This is a genomic window from Janthinobacterium violaceinigrum, from assembly GCF_009208555.1.
Lineage (GTDB): Bacteria > Pseudomonadota > Gammaproteobacteria > Burkholderiales > Burkholderiaceae_D > Janthinobacterium > Janthinobacterium violaceinigrum.
Genome location: NZ_WFLI01000005.1, coordinates 205,967 through 217,946 on the forward strand (window position 1 = coordinate 205,967; position 11,980 = coordinate 217,946).

The following is an 11,980-nucleotide window of genomic DNA, read 5'->3' on the forward strand; positions in this document are numbered from 1 at the left end:
ATTTATCAAAGTGAAACTGCGGCAGGCCAACTGTTCCGTACGGCAACAATAGGGAGCAGTAAATTTCTTGCATTCTACTGCAAAAAAATCACGGTCAGGGACCTGGAGTGTGCTATTCCGCAGGGCAACAGTAACTTCTTGTCAAAAAACAAGGGCGGCGCCCGGAAAAAACCCGGGCGCCGCCCCGAAAGCAGCCGAGAATGCGGCCTGAGTACGCCTATGTCATCACGCCGCCCGCATCTGCCGTGCCGCCGCGACCATATTTTGCAGGGCCGCTTCCGTTTCCGCCCAGCCCCGCGTCTTCAGGCCGCAGTCGGGGTTCACCCATAAATTGGCGGGCGGGATGACGGCGCTGGCCTTTTGCAGCAGTCTCACCATGTCGGGCGTGGAGGGGATGCGCGGCGAGTGGATGTCGTACACGCCGGGGCCGATTTCGTTCGGATACTGGAACTGGCCAAAGTCCGCCAGCAGTTCCATGTCCGAGCGGCTCGTCTCCAAGGTGATCACGTCCGCATCCATGGCGGCGATCTGCGGCAGGATGTCGTTGAACTGCGCGTAGCACATGTGCGTGTGGATCTGCGTCGCGTCGCCGACGACAGATGCGGCGATGCGGAAGGCGCGCGTGGCCCACTCCAGGTAGGCGTCCCACTGGCCGCGGCGCAGCGGCAAGCCTTCGCGGATGGCCGGTTCGTCGATCTGGATGATGCCGATGCCGGCCGTTTCCAGGTCGGCGACCTCGTCGCGGATGGCCAGGGCCAGCTGCAGCGCCGTGGCGGCGCGCGGCTGGTCGTCGCGCACGAACGACCATTGCAGGATCGTCACCGGGCCCGTCAGCATGCCCTTCATCGGTTTATCGGTCAGGCTTTGCGCGTGCACCGTCCATTCGACGGTCATGGCGGCCGGGCGCTGCACGTCGCCGTAGAGGATGGGCGGCTTGACGCAGCGCGAGCCGTACGACTGCACCCAGCCCAGGCGCGTGAAGATGAAACCGTCCAATTGTTCGCCGAAGTATTCGACCATGTCGTTGCGTTCCGCTTCGCCATGCACGAGCACGTCCAGGCCCAGCGCTTCCTGGCGCTCCACGGCGTGGGCGATTTCGGCGCGCATCTGCCGTTCGTACTCGGCCACCGGCAAGTCGCCCCGTTTATGGCTGGCGCGGGCGGCGCGGATGGCCGTCGTTTGCGGGAAGGAGCCGATGGTCGTCGTCGGGAAGTGGGGCAGCTGAAAACGCGTGCGCTGCACGGCCTGGCGCAGGGCAAAGCTGGAATCGCGGCGGTCCACGGTGGGCGACAGCGTTTGCAGGCGCTGCGCGACGGGCGGGCGGTGCACGCGGACGCTGGCGCGCCGGCTGGCGATGGCCTGGCGGGATATTGCCAGCGCGGCGGCGTCGGGATGGCCGGCCAGCGCGTCTTTCAGCAGCGACAGTTCCGTCAATTTCTCCGTGGCAAATGCCAGCCAGGTCCTGATTTCCCCATCGAGGCCCGTTTCCGTTGCGAGGCTGAACGGCGCGTGCAGCAAGGAGCACGACGGCGCCAGCCACAGGGGGCCAGTGCGCCTGGCGGCCAGCGGCCGCAGCACGGCCAGGGCCGCGTCGAGGTCGGTGCGCCAGACATTGCGGCCATCGACGATGCCTATCGACAAGACTTTATGCGCGGGCAGCCAGTCCGTCACGCTGACCAGCTCATGCGGCGCGCGGATGCCGTCCACGTGCAGGCCGGCCACGGGTAGGCGGCACGTCAGGCTGAGGTTTTCTTCCAGCGGAGAAAAATACGTGGCCAGCAGGATATTCACGCCCACCTGGTTCAGCTGCCAATAGGTGCTCTCGAAGGCGCTGCGCCATGCGTTAGGCAAGTCCAGGCCCAGGATCGGTTCGTCGATCTGCACCCAGGTGACGCCTTGCTGTTTCAGGCGGTCGAGCAGGGCGCCGTAGACGGGCAGCAATTGTTCCAGCAGGGCCAGACGGTCAAAGCCCGGTGTCTTTTCCTTGCCCAGCCACAGGAAGGTGAGGGGGCCGATCAGGGCCGCCTTGACCGGGTGGCCCAGCGCCTGCGCCTCGGCCACTTCCGCCAGCAGGCGCTCGCCGGCCAGCGAAAACCGGGTCTGCGGCGACAATTCGGGCACCAGGTAATGGTAATTGGTGTCAAACCATTTGGTCATTTCCAGCGCGTGATGGCCGGCCTCGAGTGCCTGGTGGCCGTGGCAGCAGTCCCCGTGCGCCGTTTGCGTGTCTGCGCCGCGCGCCAGCGTGAAATAGCGCGACAGCGGCGACTGCTCTGGCGTGAAATTGAAGCGGGCCGGTTCGCAGCCCAGCAGCTGGATATGGTTGGCCACCTGGTCGTAAAAGGCGAAGTCGCCCACGGTGACGTAGTCGAGCCCCGCGTCGCGTTGCAGCGCCCAGTGGCGCGCGCGCAGTTGCCGGCCCGTCGCTTCCAGGTCCGCCTCGGACGCCGCGCCGCGCCAGTGGCTTTCCAGCGCCAGTTTCAGCTCACGCGCGGCGCCGATACGGGGAAAGCCAAGGATGTGGGTGTGCACGGTCATGATGTCATCGAGATTTAATGTGAATGCGCTAGAGTGTGCGGCAACTTGGTCTATAATCAAAACGAAACATTTTGCCGAATAACATGAAAATAATTCACGCACATCATCCATTGTCCCGATGCTAGAAATCCGCCACCTGCGCACCCTGAGTGCCTTGCGTTCGTCCGGCAGCCTGGTGCGCGCCGCGCAGCTGCTCAACCTGACCCAGTCGGCCCTGTCGCACCAGATCCGTTTGCTGGAAGAGCGCTACAAGGCGCCTTTGTTCGAGCGTAAGTCGATGCCGATCGCCTTTACGGCCACGGGCAGCCGGCTGCTGGAGCTGGCCGACAAGCTGCTGCCCGAGATCGAACTGGCCGAGCGCGACGTGGCGCGCCTGTCGCAAGGGGACAAGGGACAGTTGCGCGTGGCGCTCGAATGCCATACCTGCTTCGACTGGCTGATGCCCGTGATGGATGCGTTCCGCCAGCGCTGGCCGGAAGTGGAGATCGACCTCGTGTCCGGCTTTCACAGCGAGCCGGCGGACTTGCTGCGTTCGGGCGAGGCGGATCTCGTGATCGGCTCGCCGTATGGCCCCGATTTCACCGTGTTTCCCCTGTTCCGCTTTGAAATGCTGGTGGTGATGGCGCAAAAGCACCGGCTGCAGGCGCAGCGCCGGCTGGCGGCGGCCGACTTCACGGGCGAAACATTAATTACCTATCCCGTGCCGGAAGAGCGCATCGACCTGATCCGCGAAGTGCTGCGGCCGGCCGGCATCGCGTTCGAACGCCGCACGGCGGAATTGACGGTGGCCGTGCTGCAGCTGGTGGCGAGCCGGCGCGGCATCGCCGCCTTGCCGAACTGGGCCATCAAGAATTACGTCGACTACGATTATGTGGTGGCGCGCCCGGTGGGCGAGCACGGCCTGTGGAGCGACCTGTATGTGTCCGTGCCCGACCATCTGCAGGACAAGGCGTATGTGCGCGATTTCGTCAGCGTGATACGCGAGCAGTGCGCGGCTTCGCTCGATGGTATCAAGTTGTTGTCCTGATCAACGTTGAATTGGAAACAAACCAACAGGAAAGCTTGAGATATATCAAGGTTCAGCAATGAACCACCGCTTACAGTTGAGTACTGTGCGGCGCAACATGGCGCCGCCTACTCTTAGGGGAGGAACGACATGTTTTCATTTTCCGAACAATGGGCGCTCGCCGGCAAGGCCGTGGTGGAAGCGCAATTGAGTACTGCGCAAGCGTATGCCCAGGCTGCCGTCGACAGCGGCACCTGCGTGCTGGACCTGCAGCTCGATGCGGCCCGCACGGCGCTGGCTGCCGCTACGGTGGCGGGCAATCAGCTGCTGTCCGTGAAGGACCCGCAAGCATTGCTGCAACTGTCGCGCACGCAGTCGCAACTGGCCATCGAACGCATCGGTGCATATGGTCGCCAGGCAAAGGATGTTGCTCAAGAAACCCAGGAGAAATTCGACAGCGTGACAAAGGGTGAGTTTGCTGCATCGCGTCAAAAATTTGGCGAGCTGTTGCAAGTGGTAAAGCAAACCCCCGTGCCCCTGATTATTCCCTTCAATAATTTTCTAAAAACCACTTTCGGCGGCGCCGATGAAGGGTATGATAAAAATAAAAACACGCGTCCCGCTCGTCAAACGTAGGCGCGTTGCGGCTTGGCAGCGGCTATCCGCCGCGCCAGGCCGCCCGCCGCCATCGCCGGGCAGGCTGTCATCGCCGCCGCCTGCGGTGCGGTGCTGGAACTGCGGCGTATGCCGCGCTAGAATGAAACACAGCTTGCTGTGTCTTCCCGGATTCATTGAATTGTATTACCACCTTGACCTTGGCCCTCGTGGCCTGCTTATCGGAGAAATAAATGGATGATGTCGTAATCGTGGCCGCCGGCCGTACCGCAGTCGGCAAATTCGGTGGCAGTCTGGCCAAGATTCCTGCGTCCGAACTGGGCGCGCATGTAATCAAGGGCTTGCTGGCACAAACCGGCATCGACCCGAACCTGATCGGCGAAGCGATCCTGGGCCAGGTGCTGACGGCCGCCGTCGGCCAGAACGCCGCGCGCCAGGCCGTCATCAAGGCTGGCCTGCCGAGCAGCATCCCGGCATTTACCATCAACAAGGTATGCGGCAGCGGCCTGAAGGCCACGCACCTGGCGGCGCAAGCGATCAAGTGCGGCGACGCCAACATCATCATCGCCGGCGGCCAGGAAAACATGAGCGCTTCGCCGCATGCGATGAATGGCTCGCGCGACGGTTTCCGCATGGGCGACTTCAAGATGATCGATACCATGATCGTCGACGGCCTGTGGGACGTGTACAACCAGTACCACATGGGCATCACGGCGGAAAACGTCGCCAAGAAATACGAAGTGACGCGCGCCGAGCAGGATGAATTCGCGCTGCAGTCGCAACTGAAGGCGGAAGCGGCGCAAAAGGCGGGCAAGTTCAAGGATGAAATCCTGCCGCTGGAAATCGCCAACAAAAAAGGTACCGTTGTCTTCGACAGCGACGAATACATCAAGCCTGGTTCGACCCTGGAATCGCTGGCCGGCCTGCGCCCCGCGTTTGCCAAGGACGGCACCGTCACGGCCGGCAACGCTTCCGGCCTGAACGACGGCGCCGCCGCCGTCATCATGATGTCCGCTTCGCAAGCGAAGGAACTGGGCCTCAAGCCGCTGGCACGCATCAAGGCCTACGCCTCGTCGGGCCTGGACCCGGCCGTCATGGGCATGGGTCCCGTCTCCGCATCGCGCCTGTGCCTGAAAAAAGCGGGCTGGACGCATGAAGAGCTGGATTTGATGGAAATTAACGAAGCGTTTGCCGCGCAAGCGATTGCCGTCAACAAGGAAATGGGCTGGGATACCAGCAAGATCAACGTGAACGGCGGCGCGATTGCCATCGGCCACCCGATCGGCGCGTCGGGCGCGCGCATCCTGGTTACCCTGATCCACGAAATGATACGCCGCGACGCCAAGAAAGGCCTGGCCGCACTGTGCATCGGCGGCGGCATGGGTGTAGCACTCGCCATCGAGCGAGATTAACCGCTAGCGCCGGACCCAGGCCGTCGCGCGCTGTGCGTGACGGTGGGGTTTGCTGTGGTTGGCCGCCGTCACGCGGCGGATGTGGATAGCTTTCACTAAATGATTAACTTTTTAGCAACAGAACGACACTGAGGGGATGAAAATGGCAAGAGTTGCATTGGTAACTGGTGGCATGGGTGGTCTGGGCGAAGCGGTGTGTTTCAAGCTGGCGGCGCTCGGCTATCGCGTGGTGACCACATATTCCCCAGGCAATCCGAAGGTCGCGGAATGGCTGGCGACGACGAAGGACATGGGCTACGACTTCAAGGCATATCCATGCGACGTGGCCGACTACGATTCGGCGGCTGCCTGCGTGGCGGCCGTGGAAGCGGAAATCGGTCCTGTCGACGTGCTGGTGAATAACGCCGGCATCACGCGCGACATGACGTTCAAGAAGATGGACAAGCCGAACTGGGATGCCGTGATGGGCACCAACCTCGATTCCGTGTTCAACATGACCAAGCCCGTCTGCGACGGCATGGTGGAACGCGGCTGGGGCCGCATCATCAATATCTCGTCCGTGAATGGCCAGAAGGGCGCCTTCGGCCAGACCAACTATTCGGCCGCGAAAGCCGGCATGCATGGTTTCACCAAGTCGCTGGCGCTGGAAGTGGCGCGCAAGAACGTCACCGTCAACACCATCTCGCCAGGCTACATCGGTACCAAGATGGTCATGGCGATTCCGCAGGAAGTGCTCGACAGCAAAATCATCCCGCAAATTCCGATGGCGCGCCTGGGCAAGCCGGAAGAAGTGGCCGGTCTGGTGGCCTACCTGGCCTCCGATGAGGCAGCGTTCGTCACGGGCGCGAATATCTCGATCAACGGCGGCCAGCACATGTCGTAATCGTTGGTGCGGTTAAACAAAAAAGACAGCTGCGGCTGTCTTTTTTTATGCTGGCGAGCAAAACGGGACCAGCGCGTGCTTTGCCTTAGAATCAGCATTTCTCCACTGCATCATCTCCATGACTCTTCTTCCCGCCTTGCGCCGCGCCAGCGTGCTGGCCTTCCTTTTCCTGGGCACGTCCGCTGTCCAGGCCAGCGTCGCGTTCCACGTCACGGTGATTAGCGAGCGCGTCAATAAGACAGGCGTGAAAACCAGCTTGCCCGCGCGCGATACGCAGGACAGCGATGTCTTGCTGGGCCCGCATTACCTGAGCGTGCGCGATGGCCAGCACCTGTCCGTGCTCGACTTTGCCACGCGCCGTCGCTACGTCATCGATATGGCGGCATCCACCTACGACACGTATTCGCTGTTCGACGTGGCGGGTTTTCGCCGTATCGAGAGCGAACACCGCAAGGGCCTGGCTGGCGCGCTCAAGGCTGGTGGCTTGCAGGACCACGTCACGCCGCCCGTGTACGAGGAGCAAGCGCTGTCCGTGCCGGCGACAAGGCGGCGCGGCGCCCTGCTGCCGCAGGTACTCGACGGCGCCGCGCTGTGGTCGCTCGACGGGCAGCCCCTGCTGCGCCTGGGGATAGCCGGCAGCCCCGTCAGCGGCGACGATGCCACGGCATTTGCCCAGTATCTGCGCTACACCTGGGGCGGCCACCCGCTGGTGCTGAAGATGCTGGCCGATGGCAAGCGCATTCCCGCCCAGTTCACCTTGCATTACCAGGAGGTGGGCGGCACGGTCGCGCGCCATTTCCGCATCGGCGCCATGACGGTGGGGGCGCCCGCCGCTTACACGCTGGCTGCCTACCGGCCCCGCCCGCCGGCGGCCGACGCGTCTCCGCTCGAGCGCGTGCTGGCACAGGCGACCACGCTGCCGCCGCTGGCCCCCCAGGCGCATCCGGCGCTGCGGGCCGAGGCGGAAAAGCTCTTTGCGGCAGAGCAACCGTTTGACGCTTTCCTGATCATGCTGGAAGACCATTTTTCCACGGGCGCGCTGGTGGAGAAACTGTCGCCCCGGCAGCAGCTGGCCATGCAGCAATGCCAGCCCATCCACGACTTGACGCGGGGGCTGCTGGCCAAGGACCAGGAAGGCATCGCGGCCGCGCTGGCCACCGTGCAGGAATTAAGGACGCAGACGGGGCTGGAGCAGCCTGTATTGGCCTTGTTCGAAGGAAATTTGCGCGCCAAGCTGGGCCAATGGCCCGCAGCGACGGCCCTGTATCTGCAAGTGCTGCAAGCCAGGCCCCACATGGCGGCCGTGTACCAGGATCTGGGCGAGGCCTTGCTGGCGCAGTTCGACGCGCCAAATGCGTGGCGTAGCTGGGATGCGGGCCGGGCCATGGCGCCCACGCTGCGGCAATTTCGCAAGGTCAACGATCTGGAGGCCCGCTTGCTGAGCGATTATCCCGCTTTCTTTGCCGATGGCACGGCAGGTCAGCCCAGCACCAGCCGTCCGGCCAGCAGCACGAAGATGGAGGGCAGCACGAACTTGCCGTAAGGCGAAGGTTTGCCCCGCAGGCGGCGCGCCAGACGGGCGGCCAGCATGGCGTACACGGCGTCAAACAGCAGGCCCACCAGCACCAGGGTGGCGCCCAGGCGCAGGTATTGCATGCCGACACTGTCGCTGCCGGTGACGAACTGCGGCAAGAACATGCTGCAAAACAGCAGTGCCTTCGGATTGAGCAGATTCGTCAGGAAGCCGCGCACCAGGCTGGCGCGGGCGCTGTGCGCCGTGGCGGGCGCCTGCGCTTCGGACGCCGCGCTTTTCGACAGGGCCGACTGCAGCAGGCGCAGCGCCAGGTACAGCAGGTAGGCGGCGCCCGCCCATTTGACCCACTGCAAGGCTTGCGGATGCGTCACCATCAGCGCCGCCAGGCCCGCGCCCGACAGCGCCACGTGCACGGCGCGCGCGCCGGCAATGCCCAGTGCCGTCACCAGCGCCGTGGCCACGCCGCGCGCGGCGCCCGTGGCCAGCACCAGTGCCATGTCGGGGCCAGGTAATAAAAAGGCGCCGGCCAGTGCCAGCAGGTACATCAGGAAGGTAGAATCGGACATGGGCCAGTCGACAAGAAAAGCGGGAGCATGCGCACGGTGCAGCCTGCTCGCCGGGCACCATTATGTTCTTGCTGTGATGAAATGTGCTTGCTTTTCCTGCCCTGCATGCCCTAGTATTCGGGTAGATTCCACTCCCATAAAAACAAAAATTAGATGAAAATTTCAGAAGTTAGCCTCGACGCCACCGATTTGCAGATACTCAGGCTGTTGCAGGATGAAGGAAGGCTGTCGAATGCGCGCCTGGCCGAGCGCTTGAAGCTCAGCGAAACCCCCGTGTGGCGCCGCTTGCGCCGCCTGGAAGAGGAGGGGTTTATTACCGGCTACCAGGCTTTGCTCAACCGCAAGAAGCTGGGCATCGGCCTGGTGGCGTTCGTGCGGGTCGTGTTTGCCAACCATGGCGGCGAGCAGCCTTCGCAGTTCGAGCAAGCCATCGCGACGATTCCAGAAATTTTGTCGTGCCACAATGTGGCGGGCGAAGCCGATTACTTCCTGCAAGTGGTGGCGCGCGACCTGGAAGCGTATGGCGAATTCGTCTCGACCGTGCTGCGCCGCCTGCCCGGCGTGGCGGAAATCCAGTCCAGCCTGTCGATGCGCGAAATCAAGTCGTCGAACCGCCTGCCCTTGCTGCTGGCCTGAGCCGGCGGGGGCGCACTATAATTGGAACAGTTGCCGGGCACGCAGTGCCTGGCGCCCTGACCGTATCTAGAGGACCGCCATGCCCGATTCCCTGACTCCCCTGTTTCCCGCCCTGTCGCCGAACCGGCACGGCATGCTGGCGGTCGATGACATTCACACCATTTACTGGGAAGAGTGCGGCAATCCCGACGGCATTCCCGTGCTGTTCCTGCATGGCGGCCCCGGCGCTGGCCTGTCGCCGCAGCACCGCCGCTTCTTCGATCCGCAGCGCTACCGCGTGATCCTGTTCGACCAGCGCGGCGCGGGCAAGTCCACGCCGCTGGGCGAATGGCGCAATAACACGACGCAGTTGCTGATTGCCGACATCGAACGCTTGCGCGCCCAGTTCGGCATCGCTCAATGGCTGGTGTTTGGCGGTTCCTGGGGCTCGACCCTGGCGCTCGCGTATGGCCAGGCGCATCCCGAAGCCTGTCTCGGCTTCGTGCTGCGCGGCATTTTCCTGTGCACGCAGGCGGAAATCGACTGGTTCATCGATGGCGTGCGCTGGTTCTATCCGGAACTGTATGAGGAATTCGCCGCACCGATTCCGGCAGAGGAGCGGGGCGACTTGCTGGCGGCCTACGTGAAACGCATCCTCAGCAGCGATCCCGCCGTGTACTGGCCGGCCGCGCGCGCGTGGAGCCGCTTCGAGGGCCGCCGCGTCTACCTGATGCCGCAACCGGAAGATGCGCCGAACGATGCGCTGGACCTGGGCGTGGGCCGGCTCGAATCGCATTACATGGCCAATCTCGGTTTCTTCGAGGAAGACCAGCTGATACGCAACATGGCGCGCATCGCGCATTTGCCGGCCGTCATCGTGCAAGGACGCTACGACGCCATCTGCCCGCCGCTGTCGGCCTACCGCCTGCAGCAAGCCTGGCCCGGCGCGCAGCTGGACATGATCCCGGACGCGGGCCATGGCGCGCTTGAGCACGGCATCGCCTCGGCGCTGGTGCGCGCCACCGAGCGCTTCGTGCCGGGGCGCGGCTTCGCATGATCTTGCAACACGCCGGTTGGCAAAGGGGCCAGCCGGCGTGCGCCACCTGCTACACTATGGCCTGTGCTGGCGCCAAGGTCGGGCGCCGGTGTGAACCCACGACTTTTTATCCATGAACATACAGATCGGCGACATCGGCCATATCATCCAGCTGGCGATTGCGCCGGTTTTCCTGCTGACCGGTATCGGCACCATGCTGGTGGTGCTGACGAACCGCCTGGGCCGCATCATCGACCGCACGCGCGTGCTGGAAGACCGGCTCGACATCGGCTACAACGATTTCTATATGGATGAGCTAGATACCCTGTATCGGCGCACCCATCTGATCAATTATTCGATTTCGCTCAGCACGGCCTGCGGTTTCTTTGTCTGCGTCATCATCGCCATGCTGTTTTTGGGCGACATCCTGAACCTGACCCTGGATAAATACATCGCGGCCTTCTTTGTGCTGGCCGTGGTTTGCCTGATCGGCTGTTTTATTTATTTATTGCGCGAAATTTACCTGGCCGCGACGGCCCAGCGCATCCGGCGCCATATCCGCCCGCCCCGCTAGGCGGCGCGCGCCGGTTTACCCTACTATTGAAGAACGAGTCCAGCATGCACGATTACAAACGTCCCCCCACCCTGCACCGCTACGGCCAGCGCAGCGAACTCGAGCTGGCGCTGAGCCTGGGCCAGTTCCGCCTGGTGCCAGCGGGCAATTGCCTGACCCTGAGCTTTTCACAAGTGTGGGACAAGCAACTGTTCGACCTGTTCGCCCCGGCCGACGCCTGTCTGATCATCCACAATACGGAAGAATTCGGCGAACGCCTGCACCGCGCCGTGCAGCGCACCTTGCCCAGCTGGGCCGGCATCGATGGCCTGGTCGAATACGGCCAGCGCGCCGCCCTGGGCGCCGCCTTCACCAAGACGCGCGCCGAAGCGCCCGAGCAGGAATGGCTGTTTGCCTGGCGCTCGATGCAGCCGCAGGCCAGCCTGAACCCCGTCACCGTGAAGCTGGGCAGCCTGGAAAACTTCGCGGAAATCCGCGACCGCGATACCTACCTGGCGTAATTCAGCCGGATTTATCCGCGTACTGGCTGTCGATGCGCGCGAGAACGGCCGCCATCATGCGTTCGATATCGCCGCGTATCATGGTCGTGCCCAGCATGCCGGGCACATAGAAGCCCGGCATCAGCCGGCTGGAAAAGACGATGCGCGTGCCGCCCGTCTCGGGGATCGGATACAGATTCCAGCGCGATTCGTAATGCCGCATGTCGCCGGAAATCAGGGCGATGTCGATGGCCGTGAACGGCGTTTCCGTGGCCCGCACCACCAGGTGGATGGGGTGGTTCATGAACAGGAAGCGCGCCATGCCCTGCTGCTCGATGATGACTTCATTGCCGTTGCGCGACAGCACGCGGCAGGAGCTCAAGTCCGGCACGAATTCATTCATGCGCTCGTAGGTGGTCAGGGTCTTCCAGACGGAGGCCGGCGGCGCCTGCACGCTGCCGCTGGCATCGACTTCATACATGCGCTGCCCGTCGACCTCGATGCGCTTGACGTCGACCTTGAGCTTGTCCAGCCGCAGTGCCTGCGCCTGCGCCAGCACGGTAGCGGGGAGGGCGCACAGCATCAGCAGGCAGAGGAAGAGTCGCGTCATGCCACCTAGCCTACGGGAAAGTACCGCGCGGCACAAGCTGTACGCATCGCCGGCGGGCACGGCGGACGATTTAGAACTCCCGGTCTAGAGAAATACGCTGCGGCGGCCCGCA

12 protein-coding genes are annotated in these 11,980 nt (G+C 63.3%); 9 read left to right on the forward strand and 3 right to left on the reverse strand.

Going from position 1 to position 11,980, the window contains the following annotated elements; all coding sequences use genetic code 11:
• Positions 1-225: 225 nt before the first annotated feature.
• Positions 226-2,538: a 5-methyltetrahydropteroyltriglutamate--homocysteine S-methyltransferase gene (metE, locus tag GCN75_RS06520; RefSeq protein WP_152281877.1), complete on the reverse strand. Its 2,313-nt coding sequence runs from the start codon at positions 2,536-2,538 to the stop codon at positions 226-228.
• Between the two features lie 118 nt (positions 2,539-2,656).
• On the opposite strand from metE, the gene GCN75_RS06525 reads away from it, so the two are divergent.
• From GCN75_RS06525 to GCN75_RS06545, 5 genes are all read left to right on the forward strand, one after another.
• A complete protein-coding gene (locus GCN75_RS06525; RefSeq protein ID WP_152257595.1) occupies positions 2,657-3,565 on the forward strand; it encodes a LysR family transcriptional regulator in 909 nt (302 codons plus the stop codon).
• Positions 3,566-3,694: 129 nt separating this feature from the next.
• Positions 3,695-4,180, forward strand: a complete 486-nt coding sequence (locus GCN75_RS06530; RefSeq protein ID WP_152281878.1) for a phasin family protein — start codon at positions 3,695-3,697, stop codon at positions 4,178-4,180.
• A 212-nt stretch (positions 4,181-4,392) separates the two neighbouring features.
• A complete protein-coding gene (locus GCN75_RS06535; RefSeq protein WP_034783723.1) occupies positions 4,393-5,571 on the forward strand; it encodes an acetyl-CoA C-acetyltransferase in 1,179 nt (392 codons plus the stop codon).
• Positions 5,572-5,713: 142 nt separating this feature from the next.
• Positions 5,714-6,454 (forward strand): acetoacetyl-CoA reductase, encoded by a 741-nt coding sequence (phbB, locus tag GCN75_RS06540; protein ID WP_035823615.1) that lies wholly within the window; start codon positions 5,714-5,716, stop codon positions 6,452-6,454.
• Positions 6,455-6,572: 118 nt separating this feature from the next.
• The gene (locus GCN75_RS06545; protein WP_152281879.1) at positions 6,573-7,997 is read left to right on the forward strand and encodes a tetratricopeptide repeat protein; all 1,425 of its coding nucleotides are present in this window, start codon (positions 6,573-6,575) and stop codon (positions 7,995-7,997) included.
• Here GCN75_RS06545 and GCN75_RS06550 read toward each other — a convergent pair.
• Complete coding sequence (locus tag GCN75_RS06550) at positions 7,934-8,554, reverse strand: LysE family translocator (protein WP_226941157.1); 621 nt, start codon at positions 8,552-8,554, stop codon at positions 7,934-7,936. The two genes, GCN75_RS06545 and GCN75_RS06550, sit on opposite strands and share 64 nt — an antisense overlap.
• Before the next feature lie 153 nt (positions 8,555-8,707).
• Between GCN75_RS06550 and GCN75_RS06555 the strand changes: the two genes are divergently transcribed.
• From GCN75_RS06555 to GCN75_RS06570, 4 genes are all read left to right on the forward strand, one after another.
• Positions 8,708-9,190 (forward strand): Lrp/AsnC family transcriptional regulator, encoded by a 483-nt coding sequence (locus tag GCN75_RS06555; RefSeq protein ID WP_034752896.1) that lies wholly within the window; start codon positions 8,708-8,710, stop codon positions 9,188-9,190.
• Between the two features lie 79 nt (positions 9,191-9,269).
• Positions 9,270-10,226, forward strand: coding sequence for a prolyl aminopeptidase (gene pip, locus GCN75_RS06560; protein WP_152281880.1), 957 nt, complete (start codon positions 9,270-9,272; stop codon positions 10,224-10,226).
• Between the two features lie 112 nt (positions 10,227-10,338).
• Positions 10,339-10,779, forward strand: a complete 441-nt coding sequence (locus tag GCN75_RS06565) for a DUF2721 domain-containing protein (protein ID WP_152257590.1) — start codon at positions 10,339-10,341, stop codon at positions 10,777-10,779.
• A gap of 44 nt (positions 10,780-10,823) precedes the next feature.
• On the forward strand, positions 10,824-11,279 hold the full coding sequence (locus GCN75_RS06570) for a hypothetical protein (RefSeq protein WP_152257589.1): 456 nt from the start codon (positions 10,824-10,826) through the stop codon (positions 11,277-11,279).
• A gap of 1 nt (position 11,280) precedes the next feature.
• Here the strand turns inward: GCN75_RS06570 and GCN75_RS06575 are convergent, their stop codons facing one another.
• Positions 11,281-11,868 carry an SRPBCC family protein gene (locus GCN75_RS06575; protein ID WP_226941160.1) on the reverse strand — a complete coding sequence of 196 codons (588 nt, stop codon included), beginning with the start codon at positions 11,866-11,868 and terminating at the stop codon, positions 11,281-11,283.
• Between the last annotated feature and the right edge of the window lie 112 nt (positions 11,869-11,980).